Origin of the sequence: Mariprofundus micogutta (genome assembly GCF_001895085.1) — a bacterium.
Lineage (GTDB): Bacteria > Pseudomonadota > Zetaproteobacteria > Mariprofundales > Mariprofundaceae > Mariprofundus > Mariprofundus micogutta.
Map to the genome: position 1 here is coordinate 67,627 of NZ_BDFD01000002.1, position 23,885 is coordinate 91,511.

At 46.6% G+C, this 23,885-nt stretch carries 26 protein-coding genes; 8 read left to right on the forward strand and 18 right to left on the reverse strand.

Going from position 1 to position 23,885, the window contains the following annotated elements:
- Positions 1-110: 110 nt before the first annotated feature.
- The 3 genes from MMIC_RS01555 to yjgA all read left to right on the forward strand — a co-directional run bounded on the left by MMIC_RS01555 (position 111) and on the right by yjgA (position 4,614).
- Positions 111-2,177: a hybrid sensor histidine kinase/response regulator gene (locus tag MMIC_RS01555; RefSeq protein ID WP_072658567.1), complete on the forward strand. Its 2,067-nt coding sequence runs from the start codon at positions 111-113 to the stop codon at positions 2,175-2,177.
- A gap of 114 nt (positions 2,178-2,291) precedes the next feature.
- Positions 2,292-3,884, forward strand: coding sequence for a peptide chain release factor 3 (locus MMIC_RS01560; RefSeq protein WP_072658568.1), 1,593 nt, complete (start codon positions 2,292-2,294; stop codon positions 3,882-3,884).
- A 211-nt stretch (positions 3,885-4,095) separates the two neighbouring features.
- Entirely contained in the window at positions 4,096-4,614 is a 519-nt protein-coding gene (yjgA, locus tag MMIC_RS01565; RefSeq protein ID WP_072658569.1) for a ribosome biogenesis factor YjgA, read from the forward strand.
- 25 nt (positions 4,615-4,639) lie between these two features.
- On the opposite strand, the gene MMIC_RS01570 is transcribed toward yjgA, so the two are convergent.
- From MMIC_RS01570 to MMIC_RS01585, 4 genes are all read right to left on the reverse strand, one after another.
- Positions 4,640-5,935, reverse strand: a complete 1,296-nt coding sequence (locus MMIC_RS01570) for an MBL fold metallo-hydrolase (protein WP_072658570.1) — start codon at positions 5,933-5,935, stop codon at positions 4,640-4,642.
- A 6-nt stretch (positions 5,936-5,941) separates the two neighbouring features.
- Complete coding sequence (locus MMIC_RS01575) at positions 5,942-6,214, reverse strand: hypothetical protein (RefSeq protein ID WP_072658571.1); 273 nt, start codon at positions 6,212-6,214, stop codon at positions 5,942-5,944.
- Entirely contained in the window at positions 6,214-6,873 is a 660-nt protein-coding gene (locus MMIC_RS01580) for a hypothetical protein (protein WP_072658572.1), read from the reverse strand. Before MMIC_RS01580 ends, MMIC_RS01575 begins: the two co-directional genes overlap by 1 nt.
- A gap of 95 nt (positions 6,874-6,968) precedes the next feature.
- A complete protein-coding gene (locus tag MMIC_RS01585) occupies positions 6,969-7,415 on the reverse strand; it encodes a helix-turn-helix transcriptional regulator (protein WP_072658573.1) in 447 nt (148 codons plus the stop codon).
- A gap of 147 nt (positions 7,416-7,562) precedes the next feature.
- On the opposite strand from MMIC_RS01585, the gene MMIC_RS01590 reads away from it, so the two are divergent.
- The gene (locus tag MMIC_RS01590) at positions 7,563-7,952 is read left to right on the forward strand and encodes a c-type cytochrome (protein ID WP_143144838.1); all 390 of its coding nucleotides are present in this window, start codon (positions 7,563-7,565) and stop codon (positions 7,950-7,952) included.
- Between the two features lie 39 nt (positions 7,953-7,991).
- On the opposite strand, the gene MMIC_RS01595 is transcribed toward MMIC_RS01590, so the two are convergent.
- Entirely contained in the window at positions 7,992-8,402 is a 411-nt protein-coding gene (locus MMIC_RS01595; protein WP_072658575.1) for a hypothetical protein, read from the reverse strand.
- 100 nt (positions 8,403-8,502) lie between these two features.
- On the opposite strand from MMIC_RS01595, the gene MMIC_RS01600 reads away from it, so the two are divergent.
- Positions 8,503-9,099 carry an SCO family protein gene (locus MMIC_RS01600; protein WP_072658576.1) on the forward strand — a complete coding sequence of 199 codons (597 nt, stop codon included), beginning with the start codon at positions 8,503-8,505 and terminating at the stop codon, positions 9,097-9,099.
- A 75-nt stretch (positions 9,100-9,174) separates the two neighbouring features.
- On the opposite strand, the gene MMIC_RS01605 is transcribed toward MMIC_RS01600, so the two are convergent.
- From MMIC_RS01605 to MMIC_RS01615, 3 genes are read right to left on the reverse strand one after another with little or no spacing between them, the layout of a single operon-like run.
- The gene (locus MMIC_RS01605; protein WP_072658577.1) at positions 9,175-10,527 is read right to left on the reverse strand and encodes an MFS transporter; all 1,353 of its coding nucleotides are present in this window, start codon (positions 10,525-10,527) and stop codon (positions 9,175-9,177) included.
- A 10-nt stretch (positions 10,528-10,537) separates the two neighbouring features.
- On the reverse strand, positions 10,538-11,578 hold the full coding sequence (locus MMIC_RS01610; protein WP_072658578.1) for a COX15/CtaA family protein: 1,041 nt from the start codon (positions 11,576-11,578) through the stop codon (positions 10,538-10,540).
- Positions 11,575-12,948, reverse strand: a complete 1,374-nt coding sequence (locus tag MMIC_RS01615; RefSeq protein WP_143144839.1) for a cbb3-type cytochrome c oxidase subunit I — start codon at positions 12,946-12,948, stop codon at positions 11,575-11,577. The genes MMIC_RS01610 and MMIC_RS01615 overlap by 4 nt, the downstream gene beginning before the upstream one ends.
- A gap of 213 nt (positions 12,949-13,161) precedes the next feature.
- Between MMIC_RS01615 and MMIC_RS01620 the strand changes: the two genes are divergently transcribed.
- Both MMIC_RS01620 and MMIC_RS01625 read left to right on the forward strand, forming a co-directional pair.
- A complete protein-coding gene (locus MMIC_RS01620; protein WP_072658580.1) occupies positions 13,162-13,743 on the forward strand; it encodes a cytochrome b/b6 domain-containing protein in 582 nt (193 codons plus the stop codon).
- A 113-nt stretch (positions 13,744-13,856) separates the two neighbouring features.
- Positions 13,857-14,903: a PAS domain-containing protein gene (locus MMIC_RS01625; RefSeq protein WP_072658581.1), complete on the forward strand. Its 1,047-nt coding sequence runs from the start codon at positions 13,857-13,859 to the stop codon at positions 14,901-14,903.
- A gap of 183 nt (positions 14,904-15,086) precedes the next feature.
- Here MMIC_RS01625 and MMIC_RS01630 read toward each other — a convergent pair whose 3' ends face one another.
- A complete protein-coding gene (locus MMIC_RS01630; RefSeq protein WP_072658582.1) occupies positions 15,087-15,884 on the reverse strand; it encodes a cyclic nucleotide-binding domain-containing protein in 798 nt (265 codons plus the stop codon).
- Positions 15,885-15,921: 37 nt separating this feature from the next.
- Positions 15,922-16,470, reverse strand: a complete 549-nt coding sequence (locus MMIC_RS01635) for a cupredoxin domain-containing protein (RefSeq protein WP_072658583.1) — start codon at positions 16,468-16,470, stop codon at positions 15,922-15,924.
- A 168-nt stretch (positions 16,471-16,638) separates the two neighbouring features.
- Between MMIC_RS01635 and MMIC_RS01640 the strand changes: the two genes are divergently transcribed.
- Complete coding sequence (locus MMIC_RS01640; RefSeq protein ID WP_171966430.1) at positions 16,639-17,151, forward strand: GyrI-like domain-containing protein; 513 nt, start codon at positions 16,639-16,641, stop codon at positions 17,149-17,151.
- 170 nt (positions 17,152-17,321) lie between these two features.
- Here the strand turns inward: MMIC_RS01640 and MMIC_RS12870 are convergent, their stop codons facing one another.
- From MMIC_RS12870 to MMIC_RS01675, 8 genes are all read right to left on the reverse strand, one after another.
- Positions 17,322-17,444, reverse strand: a complete 123-nt coding sequence (locus MMIC_RS12870) for a hypothetical protein (RefSeq protein ID WP_265331358.1) — start codon at positions 17,442-17,444, stop codon at positions 17,322-17,324.
- A gap of 53 nt (positions 17,445-17,497) precedes the next feature.
- Positions 17,498-18,055: a tetratricopeptide repeat protein gene (locus tag MMIC_RS01645; RefSeq protein WP_072658585.1), complete on the reverse strand. Its 558-nt coding sequence runs from the start codon at positions 18,053-18,055 to the stop codon at positions 17,498-17,500.
- Positions 18,056-18,080: 25 nt separating this feature from the next.
- Positions 18,081-18,668, reverse strand: coding sequence for an SCO family protein (locus MMIC_RS01650; RefSeq protein WP_171966431.1), 588 nt, complete (start codon positions 18,666-18,668; stop codon positions 18,081-18,083).
- 48 nt (positions 18,669-18,716) lie between these two features.
- The gene (gene cyoE / locus MMIC_RS01655) at positions 18,717-19,607 is read right to left on the reverse strand and encodes a heme o synthase (protein ID WP_072658587.1); all 891 of its coding nucleotides are present in this window, start codon (positions 19,605-19,607) and stop codon (positions 18,717-18,719) included.
- Positions 19,608-19,727: 120 nt separating this feature from the next.
- Positions 19,728-21,407 carry a cytochrome c oxidase subunit I gene (locus MMIC_RS01660; protein WP_083530385.1) on the reverse strand — a complete coding sequence of 560 codons (1,680 nt, stop codon included), beginning with the start codon at positions 21,405-21,407 and terminating at the stop codon, positions 19,728-19,730.
- A gap of 28 nt (positions 21,408-21,435) precedes the next feature.
- Complete coding sequence (locus MMIC_RS01665) at positions 21,436-22,197, reverse strand: cytochrome c oxidase subunit II (RefSeq protein WP_072658588.1); 762 nt, start codon at positions 22,195-22,197, stop codon at positions 21,436-21,438.
- Positions 22,194-23,054 carry an SCO family protein gene (locus tag MMIC_RS01670; RefSeq protein ID WP_072658589.1) on the reverse strand — a complete coding sequence of 287 codons (861 nt, stop codon included), beginning with the start codon at positions 23,052-23,054 and terminating at the stop codon, positions 22,194-22,196. Before MMIC_RS01670 ends, MMIC_RS01665 begins: the two co-directional genes overlap by 4 nt.
- A 15-nt stretch (positions 23,055-23,069) precedes the next feature.
- Entirely contained in the window at positions 23,070-23,828 is a 759-nt protein-coding gene (locus MMIC_RS01675) for a cytochrome c oxidase subunit 3 (protein WP_072658590.1), read from the reverse strand.
- Positions 23,829-23,885 lie beyond the last annotated feature (57 nt).

A 23,885-nucleotide genomic window follows, 5' to 3' on the forward strand; every position in this document is an offset into this window, starting at 1 on the left:
GTGGTATCTCATTCTTACAGTCCGTTTGGACTGCATTTGGCACTAATGTTTTTTTGCTCTACCCTAATAGTCAGTGGAATAAAGGATGGGTATGGGGAGGAAGGAACCGTATGGGTGTATTCGAACAGTTTATTGATGTCAGATTATTACCCAACAGACAAAAATTTATCACATCCCAGTCCACACAGGCCTGGTTACGTATGGTGCTCGGCATTATTTTTTCTCTCTACATTTATGCCCATGGTCCATATTTCGATGCTATTTTCCCTGTATTTGTTGTTTCAATACTGTTTTACCAAAGCGTTAATCTGATCACGCTGTACTGGATCAAACGTAAACCCTATTCAATCTCACGCTTATTGCTTATGCCTGTAATAGACTGTTTTATAATTTTCATCGCAATGTGGGCCGATGGCGGACACATGAGCGTGGCCTACGTATTGTTGCTCAGCCCTATTTTCGGCAATGGATTTCGCTATGGCAGTTATATGCTACGCTATTGTCAGATAGTGGCATTAATTACCATGATATCCATCTGCCTGATTACAACCTTTCAACTGAATCTTGCCATTGACTGGCTGGGACTGGCTGCTGAGATTATTGGAATACTCTATCTCTCAAGCTATGGGGACAGCCTAGTTAAAAAGAATGAGTCCACAACTCAGGCCAGAGTGGAAGCAGAAGACTCTGCCTCCAGACTGATTGCCGAAACACCACACCCTGCCTTCACCTTTGATAGTAATGCGCCGGATACACCTATTCTCTATGCAAACCCGGCAATGGCTCAACTCACGCCAGATCAACCTGAAGCGCTTATTGGCATGCCAATTCACAGACTTGTAATTAAAGAGGATCGGGAAGCGTTGATTGCTAATGCATTGAGTGATCAAACAGGTCAGAACAGCCAACCCTGTTATGTCCGCATGCAGGACAAGAATGGCGAAAATATTCAGCTGATGTGCGAAATACGCAGAACAAAACAGTCTGGTAAAGAAATTGGTCTGGCATACCTGACCAACATCAGTGAAAGCGAACGTCTTCAGGGCGCTTTGGTCAAAGCTCAGAATCAGGCATTTACTGCAGCTTTGGCTTCCGGCATTGCACACGATTTCAGAAACCTTCTTTCAGGCATTATTGGCCATGCCGAACTGATCACCCTTGACCATGATGATGCATCCCTGCACAAGGACATCAATGAAATTATCGTAGCAGGTAACCATGGCTGTGAAATGGTGGAACAGCTACTGCAGATGGGTCGTAGCAACCAGGCCGATGCAAAAGTTCAGGATATCGCTGATTCAATCAACAGGATGATTCAGCTTGCCCGTGTTCAGCTACCGCCTGACATTGCTCTGACAGTCAAAGCTGATGAAAACCTTCCCTTGGTTTGCGTCAATATCGCCCAGATTGAACAGGTACTATTAAACCTGATCTCCAATTCGGCGCAATCCATGCCAGATAAACATGGCCTGATCAAAGTGTCTATCTCCCGCCACAATCTGGATACCGACACACACGGTATACTACTCAGTATCCGTGATAATGGTCGTGGTATAGATGCTGATCAACTTCAGAGCATATTCAAGCCATTCTGGAGTACTCGCAAAGATACGGGCGGAACAGGGCTCGGGCTTGCCATGGTGCAGCGCATTATTCGCTGGCATAAGGGCAGTATTAACGTGGAATCTATCCCCGGTGAAGGAAGTCTGTTTAATATTTTTCTACCCGAACATCTGGAACAGGATCAACTGGAAAACAGTGATTCGAATTTAACGCTGGAAGTCACTCAAGCAGCAACAGAATCAGTTATTCGTCCATGGAATCTATTGCTTGTTGAGGACCAAGTTGATGTTATGTACATTCACAACACATTTCTGACCAAAATGGGACATAGCGTTCAAACAGCAGTAAATGGAAAATTAGCATTTGATATCATCAAAAAAAGCGGTGATGCATTTGATATGATTCTCACCGATTATATGATGCCGGAAATGGATGGTATTGCACTGACCAAAGCCGTCCGCGAATTCAATTCTGATCTTCCCATCACAATTGTCACTGCATTCGGTGAGGATGATACGCTCGATGAAATCAAGCATGAGAACACTTATTTCATGAATAAACCACTCTCGTACCATCAGCTTCACAGTCACCTTCTGGCATTACAAAACGCCTGAGCAGCCAGCTCTCCAATAAGCAAAGCCCCCCATTGAAGAACCAGGCAGGAATACACAGTCCACAAGCGGCCGTTGCTTCTGTACACTGCGCCGCCCTGAACAGTGAGGTTAGCAATGAGTTTGCAGTCTGAAATCGAAAAGCGTCGCACCTTTGGCATTATTTCCCATCCTGATGCCGGTAAAACCACCTTAACAGAAAAGCTGTTGATGTTCGGTGGTGCAATTCAGATGGCCGGTGCGGTTAAAGCGCGCAAGGCCAGCCGTCATGCTACTTCCGACTGGATGAAGATTGAGCAGGAACGTGGTATTTCTGTTGCTTCCTCAGTTATGAAATTCAATTATCAGACTGGTGGCAGCGATTTTGAAGTAAACCTGCTTGATACTCCGGGTCATCAGGACTTCTCGGAAGACACATACAGGGTTCTCACGGCAGTGGATTCAGCCATGATGGTGATTGATTCAGCCAAGGGTGTGGAAGCACAAACCCAGAAGCTGATGGAGGTGTGCCGCATGCGTAACACCCCTATCGTCACCTTTATCAACAAAATGGACCGCGAAGGCATGGACCCTCTCGACATCCTTGCCGATATCGAGGAAAAGCTGCAGATTGAATGTACACCAATGTCCTGGCCGATTGGCATGGGGAAATCTTTCAAAGGCGTTTATAACCTGCACAAAAAAGAGTTAAACCTGTTCAGCGCGGGCATGAAAACTACTGACTTTGATTCTATTCGCATTGATGATCTGTCTGACCCGAAACTGGATGAGTTACTGGGCAATCAGGCCGATGAATTAAGGGAAGAGATTGAACTGCTTGAAGGTGCAGCTGATCCGTTTGATCTGGAACAATTTCTTATCGGCTCCCAGACACCTGTATTCTTTGGATCCGCCATCAACAACTTTGGTGTTAAAGAACTGCTCAACGCTTTCTGCGAACTGGCTCCCCACCCGGGTCCGCGCGATGCGATGCAACGCACCGTCAATCCGGATGAGAAAAGCTTTTCAGGTTTCTGTTTCAAAATTCAGGCCAATATGGATCCCGCCCATCGTGACCGGATTGCATTTTTCCGTATCTGCTCGGGTAAATTTGAGAAAGGTATGACCGTGCGTCATCACCGTATCAATAAAGATGTAAAGGTTCCCAATGCCACGATATTCATGGCGCAGGACCGTGCCCATGTTGAACAGGCTTATGCCGGAGATATAATCGGTATCCACAATCATGGCACGATCAAAATCGGCGATACATTCACCACAAAGGAAGTGCTGAAATTCACAGGCATTCCGAACTTTGCACCTGAACTGTTCCGCCGCGTTCGCCTGATTGACCCGATGAAACGTAAGCAGTTACATAAAGGGCTCGTACAGCTCTCCGAAGAGGGTGCAGTACAGGTGTTTAAAACCAACCTTGGTGGCGACTATATTCTCGGTGCTGTCGGCGTCCTGCAGTTTGATGTGACCGTGGCCCGTTTGAAAGCTGAATATAAAGTGGATGCAGATTACGTGGCTACCGATTTTCAGATTGCCCGCTGGGTCACCTGTGACGATGAAAAGAAGTTCGCTGAATTCCGCAAACTGTTTGACTCTGCTCTGGCTGAAGATGCCGATGGTTGCCTGGCTTACCTCGCTCCAAGTGCCTGGAAACTGAGTTATACCGAAGAGCAGTGGCCTGATATCACTTTCCACAAGACCAGAGAACATATTTGATTCGGGGCTTCCTGCCCCTCACGCCTTCGGGCGTGCCTGTGGCACGTCCAAATCTACTCTCCTGTAGATTTGTGATCCGAGCTTCCTGCCCCTCACCCTGTGGGCGAACTAAAGTTCGGCTAATTACTCTGTTCTGAGAAATTGTAACTGATTAATTGGGCCACCCTAAACATGGCCTGTATTTCATCTGCAGGCTCGCTACACTTGCCTCATGTACGATACGCATGCCGATGATTATGAAGACTTTGAACTTGCCGAGCGGCTGAATAAAAGCCAGCAGAAACGGGAGATTTCCGATCTGCATGATCTGGCCAGAAATCTCTCCAAGCTGGATGCAGTCGCCCTTGAAAAGATGGAGCTTCCCAATGAGCTGTTCCATGCCCTGATAGATGTCCAGAGCATGAAACACGGTGCTGAAAAACGACAGTACAAATTCATCGTCAAACTGTTACGCCAGATTGATACTGAATCATTCCTTGAAACCGTTGCTGAACTGGGGGCAAAAAAGGAAGAGCAGGATAAACACTTCCACCGCACCGAACGCTGGCGCGACCGCCTGATTGCTGATGGTCATGATGCTATCACCGAATTTATGGATCGTTACCCGCAGGCTGACGCCGGCCAGATTCGACAACTGGTTCGCAATGCCAACAAAGAATTGCTGGCAAACAAACCACCCAAATCATCCCGCACCCTCTTCCGTTTGCTCAGAGATGTAATTTCAGCTTAATTCCATTCATTACAATATTACATAATCAGGGAAGAGTATAAGCATCCCATAAGTCTGAAGCCTTCTTTTTCTCTGTCATCTGAGCCAAAATCATTTGTTCTCCATCTGTACGCAGATTGATCAATCCATAGTGAATATCTTCTGATGAATTAAATGACCTGGCCAACTCAGTGGAAAGAACCATAGGTCGTTCACCGCGTGAATAGCGTCCAGCACAACCCAGTGCATCCGCCCTTGGATGAGAGTAATTTTCATTATCTCCTGATGAAATAACCGTCGCATATGGTTGTATTGATTTAAGAAATTCGATTTCAAAATCAGAAGAGCCATGATGACAGGATTTAGCCACATCTACTGTAAACGGATTATCCGGATGATAGTGCTCAATCAGGTGTGTCTCGGCTTCGCTGTTCAGGTCACCTCCAAGCAGTACACTGCGACTGCCATAATTGAATTTAAGCACAAGACTATGACCATTCCTCGTATGGGATGAACTACCAAACCAGTTGAATTTATATCGCCCTAAATTACTGCTTGGGACTGGCCCGAGCACATCAATACTCAACTGGCCAAGCGATGCAAAACCGGGCACATGTTTGTCTCTGGAGGTCAACCGTTTGAGTTTGGACAGTCGCCCTTCATCATAAGCATCTACAACAGCCTGCAAAAACTTCTGAAAGGCACGCATCAAGCCGCCCTCTGACAACAATCGTCTGGCTGACTCAATATCATCAAAACCAGTATGCAGCACTTTAGGCCGATCAGGATCTCCACCATCAAAACCAGTTTTACCCAGGTCAGTATTGTATTCAGCAGAGCGTTTATCTTTGCGAGTACTAAAGCGGGCAATGCCATTGTGATATACAGCATCAAAACTGAATCGTTTATCTGCAATCAAACTGGTAAGTCCTTCGAAATGGTCGAAATCAAAGTGCGTCACAAATACAGCATCAAACTTCAATGGCACTCTGGCTTTTAACAACCAGCGATACTTCCAGCCTGCAAGATATGCGCGTGTATTGCGACCAGGGCCGCCATCGACAAGAAATCGAGCCCCCGGCACCTCGACCAGACATGCATCACCCTGACCTACATCAATGAAAAACGCCTTCATCCCCATATGATCACTCACATCTTCAGCACGAACCCATCCATCAGGGCCTATCGTTTTTACTTTGAGCCAACCATCGGGCCTCTCCTCAGTCACACCCATCCATGTGCCAAGCAGAATGGTATTGATCCTGCTCTTTCTTCCCGTGGCACTTTTATAAATACGGGTTTCGCTTTTAGCTGCGTATACTTCCCGGATATAATCAGGCATGACAGGTCACACAAACCTTGCCAATAACTTGACGGCAGTACCGGCCAGATCCTGAATATTATCCACCAGGCGTACTGTTCTAGTGTTTTCATCAGTAGATGCATTGACGAGCTGCATTAATTCTATCAATTTTTGTTTATCAGCTTTTTCTGGAAAAAGGTCCTGAATTTCTTCGTCATTCATACGCGTTAAAGATGAGATCTTTGATGCCAGTTGCTCATCGGTTTCTATTGCTGCTGTATCTACAGCATCTCCCATTGCATCCCAGTCTATAGGCATTACACACCCCCTACTGCATTTCTGACCTGATCAATAATTCCTTGAATTTTCCCTCTGTTCTTCTCAAAAGCATCTCTACCAGACACTATTTTACCGACAATTTCATCTGCCTTGCTCATATATTGCGTCAACTTCCCATCCACTTTCATGAATTTCAAAACGCGATGTTGGCGCTCTTTCACAGTTACAGCAGAATCAAGATATGTCGTTAATGTGGCATTTGCTGCAATCATCTGATCATAGTGTTCGTTCAAACTGACCCGTAATAACTGTTCCAGTTCATCAATCGGAGCCATCAATTCCAGACGTTTGGCATTGATCTTGTTTTGCAGCATAGAACCAAGACCTGTAATAAATTCAAGCCGCTCCGGCTTGTTATTGCTGTGAACTATTCTTCCCCACTCTTTTTCTACGGCGGGTTGCTTAAATACATTTGTGGCAAATGCAGGGATCCATTCACGAGCAATAAACTCATCAATACGATCTCGTTTCTCATTCATGTATTGGCCCAATAGCGCCACATGAGCCGATTTCGACTCAACAATCTGCTTACCTATTTCTGCAGATAACTCAGGAGATTGAGCAGGAACTGATACACATCCAGCCAGAATAAATCCAATGACTAAGAATAATGATAATATTTTCGAAATCTTGTGCATATAGGCTCCCCCATTCATTAACATACAAATTAATGATATAAGAGAGTTAAGCACATTCCATGAGTTTCACTATCCCATAAATATGGGACAAATAGCTAAATGATAAGCAGCCCAAGCTGACTGGCTTCAAAGACAGCTTCTGATCGGGAGTGGACATTGAGTTTTTTGTAGATGCGTTTGGTGTGCGTCTGAATTGTGGTCAGCTGACAATTCAAAGCACTGGCTGTTTCATTGTAGCTGTAACCTTTGGCGAACATATGTAATACATCCATTTCCCGGCAGGAGAGTTTTTCTATGGTACGGCTTCGATGCCATAGCTCACTGGTTGATGCCTGTACGGGTTTAGTCAGATGCGATTCCACTGCAACGATATGTGAAGCTATCGCCTCTTTCATGGAGAGTAGTGTTTTATATACAGTTAATAATTCAGACGGCGTTTGAGATGCAGGTTCATTCAAGCTGGACTGCAGCAGTAACTGATACACGCCCAGTTGGCTCTTTACCTGTTGAAGTTTATTGAAACGAACTGATTGCTGCTCCATCAGCGTCACCTCCCCCACAGAAGTACTGTCCTTTATGTATAGACTACTTTATGGGAGTTCGCAAAGTTCATGGCGCAAATGCAATGCTTATAATCAGTAGCAGTGATGTGTTATCATGCCGTTCATTACACGATTGCGAGGTTCGATATGTCACGCTCTACGGTTTCAATCCTGATTTTGTTGGCAGCTTTTGGCTTGAGTGGCTGTGATGCTGATACGCAAAGTGGTGGTCTTGTTGGCTCAACCATGCAGAACATTGCCAATGAAGCATTACTCGGTGCCGAAATAACACGTGTGCAGTGCGGTTCATGTCACTACCTCGATAAAACTGTCCGTAAGGTCGGGCCATCACTTCAGGGTGTTTATGGAAAGGCGCCCCGCACCAGGGGGATCCCGGTTGAACTCTGGAATGAAACAACACTCGATGCCTGGATTGAGAATCCTACCGGCGTATATCCAGAAACCCGCATGAAAATCCCCGGCATTAAAGATGCTGAAAAGCGTGCTGCTATTATCGAATATCTGAAACAACTTTAGAATCATACTTTGTAAGTGCCTGATTTTGTAAGCAAATATTTAAGAATCGACTGCCGTTGAAAGGCCTTCAACCATGATAAACAGCATCATTCTGAATTTCACGTAGAGCACAGTGATCAGCGTGGCACTGATCGACGTAATTGTGAGCGGATGCAACTCTGAATCCCGCATTACCAGCCGTGGCATCAGAATTGCACCACCCATAACCCCGGCACCGATGGACTGCAGAACAATCAGAAATATTTTAATCACAGGCATGGATGGTGCCGCATCCAGACTTCCGAAGATCACCACTGTCAGCGCAATGAAACCTATCCATGGCAGGTAAATAAACAGATATTCTATAAAATGAAAATGCACACTTTTTCGTCGTCCAAGAAAGATAATCATCACTGCGATGATGTTGGCCGGAACCAGGTAAAACAGAAAAGAGATCAGATAGTCGTTCACAAAGACATCACTCCCCTCCTGTATTGCCGTCTTAGCTGATGTTATGCTTCGTCGAGATTAATAAGCAGTTCTTACAACATATCATGGAGATACCCCGTTTATGAGCAGTAAATCCAGCAAATTCCCATATGTCATTCTGATTCTTGCCTTCATTATGATTGGTTTCGGTGCCTATAATTTAAACAAAATGCCGGACTCAAAATATCCGAACTTCAATGCTGACTTTTCCCTGCACAGTGGTGATAAATCGGTTTCATTCAGTGATCTCTCCGGCAAAGTGAGTGTGGTATTCTTCGGTTATACCCATTGCCCGGACGTCTGCCCTGCTACTCTGGTTAATTTCGGCAAAGCCTTGAAAATGCTTGATGAGGATGAACGCAATCTGGTTCGTGCAGTTTTCATCTCACTCGATCATGACCGCGATACCCCGGAAACAGTGCAAAAATACACCAACTTTTTTCACCCGGATATCATTGGTCTGACCGGTGATGACAAAGAAGTTGCTGCCGCAGCAAAATCATTCATGGTCCCGAACGAAAAGAACAAACCCAATGCCAAAGGCAACTACACCATGAACCACGGCACCTACCTCTACATTATCCGACCAGATGGGAAGCTGGGCGAACTCGCCAGTCATAAGGACTCTGCTGAAAAGATCGTTGCATCACTTCGCAAGTGGATCAAATGGGCTGAATAGAACGTTGAGTTCTCATGAGCGGCACATTGAAAGCACCTGCCCTGCTCAGATACAGATGCTTCAAACTTACTTACATTAAACAGTAAGCAACGCCTTTAGCTGCTTCTGATCAAACTGTTTCTTATCCACTTTCAGATATGCAACACCATCTTCTAAGATGACTTTTGCTTCGTGCACACCATCAAGTTGAAGCATTTGCTCTGCAAGCTGTTCTGCATCATTTTCGTTAGCTACCTGCACCTGAGCCATGAATGAGGAGAGATAGGCAGGCACATGCATACCCAATGCGATCAGAACCCAGACCAACGCTGTAATGGCACAGGCATAAAACACCGCCTGAATACCAAAGGCTCCCGATAGCCAGCCCCCTCCAGCTCCCCCAACAAAGGCACCGAGAAACTGGGAGGTCGAATATACACCCATGGCGGTTCCCTTGCTCTCCACCGGGGCCATGCGCGAAATGAGTGAAGGCAGACATGCTTCCAGCACATTAAAAGCGACAAAAAACAGCAGCAGTCCAATACCAATAGCAAACAGGGATCGCTGATCGGTTCCCAGAAGTAGTTCTGAAACCGCCATCAGGGTAATACAGCCGAGGAATACCTGTTTCATCTTCTGTTTTTTCTCGGCAAACATCACCAGAGGTGCCATGCCCAATACCGAGATCATCAACACAGGCAGATAAAACCATGCATGCTCATCTGTGGGCAGTCCCAACTTATCCCTGAGTACAAAGGGCAGCACAGTGAACATCGCCATCATAATAGCGTGTTGAATCAGAATACCGATATCGAGACGGAATAGTTGTCGATCAAACAGGATATGCTTGAGTTGTGCAGGTACAGTCTCCACTTCCCGGTGGAAGTTCAGATGTTCCGGATCAGGCACGAAGAGATATAACATAGCGATACCCACAGATGCCAGAATAGCTGTCATCCAGAAAATACCTGCCACACCAATACCTGCATTGAGAAGTGGCCCGATCATCAAGGCCAGTGTAAACGACATACCGATCGAGACACCCATAATCGCCATCGATTTGGTGCGCTCCTCTTCTCTGGTCAAATCGGCCATTAACGCCATCATGGCAGCAGCAATCGCGCCGGAGCCCTGAATGGCACGACCAAGAATTACGCCCCAAATCGAATCGGACATCGCTGCAATGATACTGCCGATGGCAAACAACAGGAGACCAACGGTGATGATCGGCTTGCGACCGAATCGATCCGATAACATACCGAAAGGGATTTGGAACAGCGCCATGGTCAGCCCGTAAATTCCCAGAGCAAGACCTACCAGCATCGGTGTCACCCCATGCAGACCTTCGGCATAGAGTGAGAATACCGGCAAAATCATGAACAGTCCCAGCATGCGCAGGCCATAAATGCCTGCCAGCGAAAAAACGCTGCGACGCTCGAAGCTATTCAAGGGTTAAAGCCTATTTTTCAGTCGATTGAAGCATGCGCAGGGTAAACAGGGCAAAAGAAAACAGCAGCATTGCGCCACCCTGATGTGCCACGCCAAGATGCAACTGAACAACAGACAGCAGTGTAGCTAAACCAAGTGCAAACTGGATCAACACCATGCCCATCATCAAATGCAAGCCAAGCCTGGCAGGCCCCACCAGTTCAAACTTTCTGGAGTAGATAAACGTAACTGTCACCAGTACCAGTGTTGTTTCAGCCAACAGACGATGATTAAACTGAACCGCTGCAATATTTTCAAACCAGTTCAGATAATAGGGCTGCAACATGCCGTAACCTTCAGGAATGAAATGTCCATCCATGAGCGGAAAAGTGTTATAGGCAAAACCAGCCTTCAAACCAGCCACAAAGCCACCTGCTGCCACGGTAATAGCAATCAACAGAGTAAGGCCTGCAACAGCCCAGAACAGCGGTTTAACGCTATACAGCGAGGGTTCACGCCTGGGGTAAAGCAACCCGGTAGCTACCCACAGGATATACGCAAAAATCGCGAAGGCAGCCATCAGATGAGCAGTCAGACGATATTGACTGACATGGGTCTGATCAAAACCACTGCTCACCATATACCAGCCCAACAAACCCTGCATGCCACCAAGCAGGAACATGATCACCAACTGAGGGCGCATAGGTTTACTGATTTTACCGGCGATCAGGAAATAGAGGAAGGGTAAAAGGAAGAACATACCGATCAGACGACCCCATACACGGTGGATATACTCGAGCATGAAGATGCCCTTATAGCCTTCCACATCCATGTCCGGGTTCAATTCATGAAATTCGGGAATCTGTTGATAATGCTTGAATGACTCCAGCCATGCGGCTTCGTTCAATGGTGGAATCCAACCCATTAATGGATCCCAGGTCATCATCGAAAGACCCGAATGGGTCAGTCTCGTCGCGCCACCAATCACCAGCATGATAAAAATTGCTGCACAGACAAACAGCAGCCAGTAGGCGATCTGCCTGTCATAATTCTGTTGAGTGGAATCATTCATGATGCTGCAACCTCGTCATTTGCATTTTTTCGTCCTTTAATCATCACAGGCAGCACAACAAAGGCAAACAGAATACCACTGAGAACAGCAACTACTCCACCTACTCCCACCAGGTCCTGCGGCGTAATCATACCCTGAATACCGATATCCTGTGTCGTGCCGACAACTTTACGTTTCATGCCATGACCGCCGCCCCAGGCAAGGCCGACAATATGCATGATCTGGCCGACAGCATAAGCATAAACCTGAATACGCGCCCATTTCAGATTTGGTGTGGCAAAACCGAAGGCCGGCAGCCAGTAGTAAGTCATAGCCATGAAGGCCATGGTCACTGCAACAATAGAACCATGATAATGAGCTGTGATCAGGGTACTGCTTTCACCGATAAACAGCCCAAGCACACCACCAAGACCGAACAGAACAATCGAAAAGATCAGAGCCACATAAAGATGACGATGGTTTTTATCTGCAGGTGATTGGCTCATCAACGTCCAGACCAGCGGCAGGCCGATCAACAAGGGTGCAATACCATTACCTTCACGCATCAAGCGGACAAACCAGGTAATAAATTCAGGCCCACCAATATCATAGGCCAGGAATGGCCATGGCATCATCAGCACAGGCGCCATCCCGAGAATAAAGGCAGCCATGATATACTTTGGTTTGGCAGCGACATGAATCGAACATGCCTGTGCCAGCCACAGCCAGCTCACACACAACAGCGCAGTGTGGGCAAACTGCAAGACATGACCGCCTGCCCAATACAGCGCTTCATAATAAGAGCGTCCACTGGAAATCGGTGAATCCATAAAAGTCCAGATCAGGGCGATCAATGCGACCAGCACTGCAATCGCTCCTGTTAATGTGCCGAAACGCAAGGCACCTTCACCTGTGGCTTCACGGCTCTTACTACACTGCAGTGACCAGAGACTTCTCAACACCAGCAGCAGAACACCGCCTCCGAATACAAGCAGTCCTTTAATAAATATGCGGTTTTCCAACATAGGAATATAATTATTGGTCAAAGGATTGGCATCACCTGTCAGAGGAGAAATACCGATAATAATACCACCGGCCACAACCAGAATGAGTGACAGCCAGCCTGTCATGACCTGCCTGCTGCTTGAGTTCAGCGTCCAGAACACACCGGCAATAGCCACCAGCCACCAGAGCACGGTGAAATCCACATGCAAAACCAGTGCGGTATAGAAAAAGTCTTTCCATGGCATTTCATAAGTGGTGCGTGCCATAGCCAGTAATAACGGGTAGATACCCGAGGCCAGCAAAAAACCTACAGCCACATAGAGCCAGCCAACAGCAAGCGTAGTTTGTGGAGATTTTTCAATAGGAAGAGAATATTTTATTGTCATGGATAGTCCTGTGATGCCATTTTCGCTGCGCACTTTACCACCAGCACAATAGCAGCGCAGCAGGTTTTATCTGATGATCACAATCTCAGCCACTTCAACCGCCGGGATTGGCACACTATCCACAGAAGCGCGGATACTCTGATTTTTCAGTGTATCATTAACCCGCAAAATTCATGACTTCATTATTGTCTGTTTTATTGCAATGATTAAGCCATGAAACATGATCGCACCATACGTATCTTACATATATTCATCATCATCACTGTTTTCACTCAACTGCTGACCGAGTTGTTCATGCAGGTTCCCAAACCCGGAGAAAAAATTGATCCACTTATGGGGCTGATCTTCTCTGCGCATGAAATTATGGGCATGGTCGTATTAACCATAGTCATCGTCTACCTGATGATCGTTGGCGATAAAGAAGAACACCGCAGCAGACTGTTCCCCTGGTTAACAGCTGATGGCAGATCGGGTCTGATTTGTGAACTCAAACGCGATGTGCCCGGCTGGTTTAAGGGCATACTTTCAAAACCGGAAGATGCGCATCTGATTGCCGGCAGCGTACATGGGCTGGGTATTATACTGGCATTCCTGCTTGGTGCGACTGGCTGCATCATCTACCTCGGCATGAAACATGATGGCAGCATGCCTCCTGCAATCAAAAGTATCAGAGAGTTCCATGAGCTGCTTGGAACAACGATGTGGATCTTTGTCTGCGGACATTTATTCATGGCTACGATGCATCAGATCAAAGGTCATCGTGTACTACAGGCTATGTTCAGTGGCGAAAAGTAACAGATCAGGGTTAACATTCTGAGCAATCAAAGCTATGATGGAATCATACTGGCAGATTCCCTTCAGCGGCATAACAGGCTGAATAAAGCAGCAGCGCCTTAAAAGGAGCATTGATGAGGAAGGTTTTTACCAATTGGGCAAATCTAAGCAGTCATGCAGGTGCGATGTTGATGGCGCCAGCCGTGCTCGCCATTGGTGTTCTGGCCTACAGCCATTTTTCCTGGAATAAACAGATGATCGAAGAGGCTCCTCTGCTTGATGTGGTGATGGAAATCAAGGTGGAACTGGAACGCACCCATATGCGTCTGCACGAAGTCGAACGGGGCATGATTATTTTACCCGCCATCACTGAGCAGAAGGTTTTGCAGGAACAGCATGATCATATCATTTATAATATCGACCAAACGTTTGAATCTCTTGCCAACCTCGATACCTATATCGCCCAGTTACTAACCGGCACCACCATCATGGGAAATGTCACACTCAGCCATGTAGAGGCGAAAAAGAGTACCGATGCCGAGCTGAATGAAGATCTTGAAAAACTGAAGGCTGCCATTACCACCCTCAAAGAGTATCTGACTGCCAACCTGCAAGGCGATGCCTACCAGTCTTTCATCTATGATTCTGAAAATGACATGATGTTTGATGATGCACAGGAAATTGCTCAGTCGGCTGATGATCGAGTGCATGAAATCATCAAGGAAAAACTGTCTCTGCAACGCAGGGTTTTCCTGCTGTTTGTCATTTTCTTTACACTGTTAAGCGGCTATTTTGTTCTGAAGTGGAAGCAACTAAAGGACAGGCATCATAATGATCTGGCAGACCTCTATCTCTCAGTTCAGGCAATCGATCAATCAGATGAAGCCATTATTATTGCTGACCGCAATGGCATTATTGACCTTGTAAACAGCCGCTTCTGTGAAGTAACCGGTTACGAGAGTGAAGATGTCATCGCGCAGGAACTCTCCATTCTCGACACTGGCGAACACTCCATCGCCAATGATGCACTGCCCTTTGTACTGGAGGGGATGAAATGGCAACTGGAAGTCAGCTGCAAAGGCAAGAATGGTGGCAATTACCGTTCTCACACAACGATTCATCCAATCAGGGATAGAGCCGACAATGTTGCTTTTTGTGAAATCAGGCAGACAATCCTTTAAGAATTCTCTGAGATATTCAGAATCCATGCAGGCCACAGATGATGGCCTGCCAAAATCATGTATGCAAAAAAAGTAGAGATATAAACCTGATCGCAATAGCGCGATTTATACAAGTATAATCCAACACATAACTATTAGAGTTTTCTCTGCGGGTTAATGCTTATTTGCGATTAGCCTGAAGCCTTAACCTTCTGGCTTTTCCTTTTTATCATGTTTGGTTACAAGCTCCATACCCATTTCACGCAGCTGTTCTGCGAAGGCATCATTGCTCTCTGCCATTTCAGAAATCAGGTCGATCGGAAAAGCAAATGCCAGCACATTGTCTTTAGCAACCACGTCGGCGACCGGTAGACTTAATCCGGCTGCAGACACCTCACCAAAAATATGCCCGGCCTGAATTGTGGCGACAAATTCACCATCCCGGACAACATCAGCCTCACCTTTAGCCAGCAGGAACAGGTAATAATTGAATTCCCCCTGCTTAATCAGAGCTACACCGGGCTCAACTTCCATCACCGTTGATTTTTCTGCCATATGCATGCGGGCATCTTCAGGCAATGAATGGAAAAGTGTATGACCGGCAACGAGTTTGTTCAGATCATCTGCTGAACCTTCAGCGCGTACCACCTTCATCCATTTGCTATCATCATAGCGCACCAGAGAGGCACTGTGAGTAGCCCCCTCCATAATCAGGAACATGGCAAAGGCCATATACAGAGAATCGATTAACAGCCCGAATATGGCGGCAAAAACAAGAATGCTGACCCAGCGCAAAATATTCGAGTCCGCTTCATGTTTCAGATAAGTGAAAAACATGCCACCTGCCGGAATAAATATCAGAGTGGCAAAAGCCAGTTCAAGGTTGTAACCAAGATCATAAATACCCAACGCGGTAAAAATACCGCTCAAGGCAAGCTTGATAAAAAGCTTCCAGTCATGCTTGTTAGCACCGGATATATGCTCCTTGGCTAGCAGATCCATATACTGTTACATTCCTTATGTCTCAACATAGGATTGATTATGACCCGTCAGAAGGCTTATGGACAGCAGCATTTTCCGTAATGATGATTTTCCCCACCATACCGGCATGGCCTGAACCGCAAAATTGCCCACAAATCAAATCAAATGTGCCTGCTGCAGAGGGAGAAAACTCTATCGTTTTGAATTCACCGACTTTGATTCGGTTCATCAGCCTCAATTCACGTACAACAATGGCATGCTTCATATCCAGTGTAGCAAGATGCAGGCGATATTTTTCACCCTGCTCAAGCTCCAGTGTGAATTTTCCCCAATCGTAGTTCTTGGCCAGCAGGTAAACATCAGAACCAGCTGGCGGGTGTACGATGGGCATATCTCCATCATGACGCACGGTATATTTGGCCACCATGGCATCGACTTTTTCTTTGAAACCCACCAGTTCCGACTCGGCGATTTTGACCTTGGTTACAACAAAATCAGGGTTACTTGATTTCACCTTCATGAAAATAGGTATCAGAACAATGGCTCCAAACACCACTGTTAGCAGAATAAGTCTATAGTTTAACCCTTTCTTTGGAGCTTTACTCATGTTGAATTCCTTTCATATCATTTAATTGCCGCATCTTACCTTTACCGACAAGCCCATACAAAATAAGATGCCCCACGCTAACATGTGCAGCCCTTGCACTAAACCATAACAGGAAGGTATGAATTCATGGCGAACCCGACGACTCCAATCTCCTCCAAAATGCTCATTTTGGCATTATTTGGCTTGCTTACAGCACTAGGCGGTGGCGCCGTCGTCATGCTCTATCTTGGTGCATTTGATGATCCTCAAGTGACTCGCCAGACAACCGAAAGCTATCGTATCGCTTATATCGAAAATAAAGGCTCATATTCCAACATCGAGCCTGTATTTAATCAGGTTGCAGAACATCTGAAAAAAGCTGAGATCGAACCTGGCACTGCATGTGCCTTGTACCTGAACAGTGTCTCTGAAGTAGCAGAAGAAGATCGCATCAGCAGAATCGGTTACATCGTAGGGCGTACCGATTATATCCCCTCACCTCTTGAAGAACTGGTTATCCCGTCTCGCGAAGTAGCTATCGCCACCTTCGAAGGTGGTACTCTGCTGGGATCACACAAGGCTTATAAAGCGATGCGGGACTGGTCCAGAGCAAATGGTTATCAGCTTTCTCTGCCTGCGCTTGAGATTTACCACAAAAATGGCGTAGTTGAATATCAGCTGCCTATTCATAAACAATACTAATCCGACTCTGGGGCCATTGGGATCGCACCATCATCCCATCCGTCTGAAGAGATCAAAAGCCTCCAATCCGCTTTTACCTGCTCGAGCAAATACATTCCTAAACAGCATCTTAAGGGGGCACTCTGATCATTCAGAGAGCCCCCTTAAGACTTTCGCAATGAGACTGAACTTTAACCCGGGATATGCGAGAGCAGGTAGTAAAGGAACCAGGCAAATATTACGGCAGTAAGTCCAAGCCCGGTTAAAATCTTTTTCTTCTCTTTTGCTTTTTCTTCCTTACTCAAATCACTCATGTTCTACTCCTGTTCATTTATAAATATATCTACGATAGCAAGCTCAGTCAGTATCAGTGCAGTGATTTACGCTTCACTTTCATATCATGCGGTATACTGGCCATCAGTTCACTGGACATGGCTTTAGCCTTGCCCATTTCATCAGGTGTCAGGCGCGGAGCAACTGCCCTCAAGCGTGTCTCCGAGTATCGGTCGCCCAGCGTAGTACCTACCCAAAACCAGGCCAGCGCCTTGATATGGCTGACTTCAACACCCTCACCTTTCACATGCATCTCACCGAGGTGGTATGCGGCTTTAGGATGACCACCCATGCCGGCCTTATATAACCATTTAAACGCTTCATCGTAGCTCTGTTCAACCCCGTCCCCGCGCCCGTAGAGCAGACCAAGATAGTATTGAGCAGGTCGATTGCCTTGTTCAGCAGCCTCTCTGAACAGTGGCGCAGCTTTATCAAACTCTTTGGCAAAAGCGAGTGCCATGGCCTGATCTGCAATATCTTTGGCTGGATCATTTACATGCGTTGTTGGCGGAACTGCTGGAGCAGCAGGCTGTTCAGAACTACAGGCCAGCAATGTGAAAGTGATCAGTACAAGTGCAACTCTTTTGAACATGTAAAAACTCCTGTTAGTCATTTGTTCACCTGACAGCATCCGAAGGCAGGGCATTCAGCCATTTACGAAGTGCAATTGCAATATCGTCAGGCTTTGTACGATGACTCATGATGTCCACAGTCTTTCCATCACCATCAAGCAGGAACAGAAAGCTGCTGTGAGTCACTTCATATTTATTATCCGCCCTCTCGCCTTCTTTGAAAAATTCGACTTCAAAAACACGAGCTGCTTTCTTGATCTCTTCAGCACTACCGCTCAGACCTATAAATTCCGGATTGAAATAAGCCAGATATCTATCCAGGTATTCAGCACTGTCACGTTCGGGATCAACCGTAACAAACAGCACCTTCACGCGTGCTGTATCAACGGGATCAAGCGTTCTCAGGGCAGATGCCACATTGTTCATCGTGGCAGGACATACATCCGGGCAATGGGTATAGCCGAAGAACAGCAGTACAATATTGTTACGATATTCTGATAATGAAACAGGGCCATCAACCGATTGCAGCGTGAAATCGTCACGTGTCACCTGCTCGGAAGAGCAGGAAGAGAGCAGTAATGTTGTTAAACCGATAAGCATGACTACAATATATCTACGGGCAGAAAAATTCATGCGCATATTATAACATGGTAATTGATTAAACGGGAATGAATATCCCGTTTAGATCGAATCGATAATCATCACACCGAAAAGAAGAATCAGGTAAACAATCGAAAATGCAAATACACGCATATCGCTATCACGCTCAGAACGATAGAAACGTACAGCTGTAAACAGGAACATTGAACTAAGGATAATTGATGCAGCAAGATAGATGGAACCGGCGATATCAAAATACCATGGTGTAATGGCTACAGGAATCAGCGCAAGCGTGTAGAGAAGAATGCGCAGTTTGGTTGCATAAACACCACAGGCAACAGGAATGACTGGCACGTTGGCTTTTGCATAATCTTCACGATATTTCAGTGCCAGAGCCAATGCATGCGGCTGCTGCCATACCACCATAATGGCAAAGAGTACCCATCCGGCAGCGCCCAGTTCATTGGTCACTGCTGCATAACCAACCATAGGTGGAACAGCACCGGCAATGCCTCCGAACTGATTGGCCCACGGCGTTCTGCGTTTCATCCACATGGTGTAAACACCCACGTAACCCACCACACCTACTGTAGTCACTATGGCTGTTAATGGATTTACCATGACTGCCATCAGGATCAGTGACGGAATTGTAAGAAGTAGTGCAACAATCAGAACTCGCTTTTCAGAAACTGCTCCGGCAGCCAGAGCACGATTCATCGTACGATTCATCAGCTTATCGATATCACGATCATAATGATTATTAAGCATGCAAGAGCCGGCGGTGGCCAGACCCAGGGTCAGAAAAGTCCAGACAATCAGATCCCAGTTCGGCATGACGCCATGATTACCGAAATAGATGCCGGTAAGGGCTGCGACCAGTGTCAGGCCGACAATACCCGGTTTGCTCAGAGAGATGTAATCCGAGATGACAGATTTTGTTGAAACTTGTTGTTCCGCAATCGACTGATTCATGTCGAAACTCCCTCCTTTGCTATTACGCTTGATCTGGAAAACAGTGAATGACTGCTTTCCGGATAAAGTATAAAAAAGAAAAGGTGGCCCCCCGAAGGAGGCCACCAGATCCGGTTTTACTTAGTGATGCCCAGAAGTGCCAGGGTGTGGCTCAAACTCAGGCTTAGGATTGTCGATGAAGTTGTATGGATGCCAACCTTCAGGACAAATTACAGGTGTTGGGAAGTTACCCTGACCCGGAATAATTGCAGTAGCAGTGAATTCCAGAGATTCTGCGCCCCATGGGTTTGCAGAGGTAGCTTTCTCACCAGCAATCGCGCCTTGCAGCCAAGTAACGATCATCAGCAATGCAGATACGAACGTGATGTACAGACCGATGGTAGACCAGTGCTGTGCGTCAACGATAGTCGCATTGTTTTCGAACATAGCGTAATCCATGTAACGACGTGGCATACCTTCGATACCAGCGAAGTACAGTGGACCCATTACAATGTTCATACCGATGAAGAAACCAACAGCAGTCAGCTTGGTCATCGCAGTGTTACACATACGACCCGTCAGTTTAGGGAACCAGTAGAATACACCAGCGAAGATCGCCATACCGCCGGATACTGCCATCACATAGTGGAAGTGAGACATGATCACGTAGGAATCAGAGATACCGTAGTCAACTGCTGACAGTGCGTTTGGAATACCAGTCAGTGCGCCGATGATCAGCATCAGGAATGCGCCAACTGCCCAGTACATAGGACCTGTGTAACGGATAGTACCGCGGAACAGAGTACCAGTCAGAGACAGCATCAACAGACCGAATGGTAGTGAGATCAGCAGTGTGGTGAATGTCTGCAACAGACGCAGCCAGTCAGGCAGACCTGCAACGTATGCATGATGCACCCAAACGTCAGATGATACCGGGATGAACGCGATCACAGACCATACTGTTGCTTTGTAGTTGAACACGTCATTACGTGCGGATACTGCAAAGATTTCGAACATGATGCCCATGAACGGCAGCAGGATTACGTAAACGGCAGGATGTGAGTAGAACCAGAACAGGTTCTGGTACAGCAGAACGTCGCCACCCACTTCAGGGTTGTAGAAGCCGAAGCCCAGATATTTATCCAGAGATAGCAGCAATACAGATGCAGCCAGTACTGGCACGAAAATCAGCTGAATAACGTTTGCAGTGAATACACACCATACAGTCAAAGGCATCTGGAACCAGCCCATGCCTTTACAACGCATGAATGCAACAGTACAAGCCAGGTTAACCGCACCGAATACTGAAGACATACCGAGGATGATTACGATAGATGAATACATCGCAGTGTTACCAACAGCATCAGTCAGTGAGTAAGGTGGATAACCAGTCCACATGCCGTTATATGAATCCGGAATAACCAGGTTCATCAGGGCCAGGATAATACCAGACCACAGCAGCCATACAGACATTGCGTTCACACGTGGGAAAGCCATATCTTTACCGCCAACCATGATAGGCACAGCCCAGTTAGCTACGAAGCCCAGAAGGGCAGGAATCTGGAAGCCCAGAATCATTACAGCGCCGTGCATAGTCAGCCACAGGTTGTAGATATCACCATTGTCGGTGATGTCCGGACCAACAGAGCCCAACTCAAGACGCATTGCGGATGCAGCAAGACCTGCTACAACAAATGATGCAATTGCACCAATCAGGTACCAAACACCGATGACCTTATGGTCAAGGGTGAATACCCATTCTTTTACTGTTTTTGGCTGACCCGGTTTACCATCCGGCTCATGTCCCATAAAACCACTCATAAGTTTTCCTCCTCTATTATTTAATTAATTAGTTAGAAGCGACAGTTGCTTCAGTAGGGATAGAAGCAGTCTGTTCAGCTACGTATGCATCATACTCAGCCTGAGATACGACATTAATTGTGCCGTACATGCCAGAGTGCATGGTGCCGCAGTATTCACGACAGGTTACAACAGACTCACCAAGCTGATCAGGCATGAACCATTCCCAGGTTACACGACCTGGCATCAGATCTTCAGTCAGACGGTAACGATTCATGTAGTGAGAATGCAGAACGTCATCAGACTGCATACGCAGAACAACAGGTTTACCTACAGGTACAACCAGTTCGTTATCTGTATCGATGCCGTTAGCATCAACATAGTTCCAGTTCCACATAGAACCAGTCAGTTTCACTTCAGCAGCGTCAGTTGGAACGTTGCGTAGGTGGTTATGCAGGTCGAAACCTTTCACATAAAGGAAAAGGTCATCGCCCAGGAACAACATACATGGGATTACAACCCAACCGATTTTAGCCTGGTTAGAAAGCTTAGGCAGTTTGCCGCGCTCACCATGGCCTTTACGGCGATACATTACCATGAATGCAAATGTTACCAGTGCGAAAACCACACCAAGTACAGTGATATCTAGCATGGTTTCATGCCACACTTCATCGTAGTGCTCGTGTGGAGTCCAGCCATTGTAGTCTGCACGTGCAGCAGGTGCAGCCTGGAACGCATGTGCAAGTGACGGGATCAGTGGCAGCAGCGCCAGGGAACCAATCACTTTATGCATTAGTGATTTAAATTTCATGTTTTTACCCTCCAAAATTTCATATAAGAAAAACTTCCAGCAATCAGCAATAGACCGAATATCAGTGCTCCAGCGGCGATAAACAGTGGAATATTGACTGTGTATTTACCATCTTCGTAGTTGTAGCTGTAACAGGCACCAACAACAAAGTCGATGACATTGGCTGCGGCGATTTTTTCGCCCATCGCCTTGGTAATGGCCAGTTCCATATCAACAGGTGAAATTGTACCACCGTAAAGGTAACGCGTTACACGTCCTTTCGGGGACAACATGATATAGACATTCGGATGCAGGAATAGCGCATCACGCGGTGACCAGAAAAATTTAAAACCCATGGAGCCGGTGAGTTTCACGATATTTTCTTTTTCCCGCATCGTGGTCATTGTCCAACCGGATGGAACCCCATCCTTAAAACCCGCCTTCTGTAAGAAATCTACCAGTGTCGCAGGTGTATCGTGCTGATCGAAGGATACAGTCAGAACATTATAATCCTGCCCCATCTCCCAGCGTTCCACGCCTTTGAGTGTTTCATTCAGATTTTTGTTAATCACCGAGCAGGCACCGTCGCAAGTATAATAGCTAAATGCCAGAATAAGCGGCTTACCCAACAAGGAACCGAGTTCAAAGTCTGCTCCGTTTTCATCCTGCAGGACAAAATCGTAATTTATCTTCTCACCCAGAAAGGCTTTCTCTTCAATCTTGAGAATGCCCGGATCAACAACTGAATCTTTAGTCACATTGCCATAAGCGGCAACAGCAACACCAGAGAAACCAAACATCGCAACAAGCATCAGCGCCATGGCACGGAAATTTCCGTGCCATAACGCTGTCACATGATACAAGGAGGTTTTAATCATCACAGCTTACTCTGCTTACCAGTAATAAACCTGAAGCAGTACCCAGAAGCCCAGTACGTTCACGAAGTGGACATACATGGTCATTGCACGGGTGTAAGAAAAGCTCAATTTGCCTTTAAACGCAGATGGTACGCATGTCAGCATTACCAGAATGCCCATCACCAGATGCGCAAAGTGAATGCCGGTGAAACCGTACAGTGATGTTGCATAAGCGTTAATACCGATGGTGAAGCCCTGCTCAGACAGGTGGCTCCAGCCAGAGATAGTCATGTACATGAACACAGCCCAGATAGCTACTGAGATCAGTGTGAATGTAGCAAAACCGGAAGCATCGCCGTTTAGTTCTTTCTTACGGGCAATACCGATAGTGAAACTGGAAACAAACAGAAGCAGTGTTGCATAAAGCGCTTCAGTTGCACCAACGTTGGCAGGTGTACCTTCAGGTGGCCAAACTGGTGCGCCCAGACGAGCAACCCAGTAACCAGCCAGTACGCCGCCGATTGTCATGATTTCAGTACCGATGAACATGAACATGGCCGATGGAGACCAGTTTTCGTCGTCGATAACACCGATTGTTTCAGCAGCCCAACCCAGGCCACCCATAATGGTCATGCCAGCGCCAACCGCCAACAGAACCAGCGCCGCAACATCCATCTGGTAGTTGAACTGCGCCATGAACGCCAATAGCAGGAACAGACCAGCACCGAAGCCTACAAGCAACGGATTTGGACTAGTATGCCAGTGGGCCGTGTAGTGTTTAATTTCTTCACTCATTTAATACCCTCCTCGTATTTTACAGCCAAAGCCTTTTTCGCCACACACATAGGTGTG

Bases quoted from the DNA above. Each gene is read 5' to 3' on its own strand.
- MMIC_RS01650 (WP_171966431.1), bottom strand. From the start codon at position 18,668: ATGAATTTTTCTGCCCGTAGATATATTGTAGTCATGCTTATCGGTTTA.
- MMIC_RS01625 (WP_072658581.1), top strand. From the start codon at position 13,857: ATGAGGAAGGTTTTTACCAATTGGGCAAATCTAAGCAGTCATGCAGGT.
- MMIC_RS01600 (WP_072658576.1), top strand. From the start codon at position 8,503: ATGAGCAGTAAATCCAGCAAATTCCCATATGTCATTCTGATTCTTGCC.
- MMIC_RS01615 (WP_143144839.1), bottom strand. From the start codon at position 12,948: ATGACAATAAAATATTCTCTTCCTATTGAAAAATCTCCACAAACTACG.
- MMIC_RS01590 (WP_143144838.1), top strand. From the start codon at position 7,563: ATGTCACGCTCTACGGTTTCAATCCTGATTTTGTTGGCAGCTTTTGGC.
- MMIC_RS01630 (WP_072658582.1), bottom strand. From the start codon at position 15,884: ATGGATCTGCTAGCCAAGGAGCATATATCCGGTGCTAACAAGCATGAC.
- cyoE (WP_072658587.1), bottom strand. From the start codon at position 19,607: ATGAATCAGTCGATTGCGGAACAACAAGTTTCAACAAAATCTGTCATC.
- MMIC_RS01620 (WP_072658580.1), top strand. From the start codon at position 13,162: ATGAAACATGATCGCACCATACGTATCTTACATATATTCATCATCATC.
- MMIC_RS01575 (WP_072658571.1), bottom strand. From the start codon at position 6,214: ATGCCTATAGACTGGGATGCAATGGGAGATGCTGTAGATACAGCAGCA.
- MMIC_RS01580 (WP_072658572.1), bottom strand. From the start codon at position 6,873: ATGCACAAGATTTCGAAAATATTATCATTATTCTTAGTCATTGGATTT.
- MMIC_RS01610 (WP_072658578.1), bottom strand. From the start codon at position 11,578: ATGAATGATTCCACTCAACAGAATTATGACAGGCAGATCGCCTACTGG.
- MMIC_RS01555 (WP_072658567.1), top strand. From the start codon at position 111: ATGGGTGTATTCGAACAGTTTATTGATGTCAGATTATTACCCAACAGA.
- MMIC_RS01635 (WP_072658583.1), bottom strand. From the start codon at position 16,470: ATGAGTAAAGCTCCAAAGAAAGGGTTAAACTATAGACTTATTCTGCTA.
- MMIC_RS01585 (WP_072658573.1), bottom strand. From the start codon at position 7,415: ATGGAGCAGCAATCAGTTCGTTTCAATAAACTTCAACAGGTAAAGAGC.
- MMIC_RS01570 (WP_072658570.1), bottom strand. From the start codon at position 5,935: ATGCCTGATTATATCCGGGAAGTATACGCAGCTAAAAGCGAAACCCGT.
- MMIC_RS01560 (WP_072658568.1), top strand. From the start codon at position 2,292: ATGAGTTTGCAGTCTGAAATCGAAAAGCGTCGCACCTTTGGCATTATT.
- yjgA (WP_072658569.1), top strand. From the start codon at position 4,096: ATGTACGATACGCATGCCGATGATTATGAAGACTTTGAACTTGCCGAG.
- MMIC_RS01660 (WP_083530385.1), bottom strand. From the start codon at position 21,407: ATGAGTGGTTTTATGGGACATGAGCCGGATGGTAAACCGGGTCAGCCA.
- MMIC_RS12870 (WP_265331358.1), bottom strand. From the start codon at position 17,444: ATGAGTGATTTGAGTAAGGAAGAAAAAGCAAAAGAGAAGAAAAAGATT.
- MMIC_RS01670 (WP_072658589.1), bottom strand. From the start codon at position 23,054: ATGATTAAAACCTCCTTGTATCATGTGACAGCGTTATGGCACGGAAAT.
- MMIC_RS01665 (WP_072658588.1), bottom strand. From the start codon at position 22,197: ATGAAATTTAAATCACTAATGCATAAAGTGATTGGTTCCCTGGCGCTG.
- MMIC_RS01645 (WP_072658585.1), bottom strand. From the start codon at position 18,055: ATGTTCAAAAGAGTTGCACTTGTACTGATCACTTTCACATTGCTGGCC.
- MMIC_RS01675 (WP_072658590.1), bottom strand. From the start codon at position 23,828: ATGAGTGAAGAAATTAAACACTACACGGCCCACTGGCATACTAGTCCA.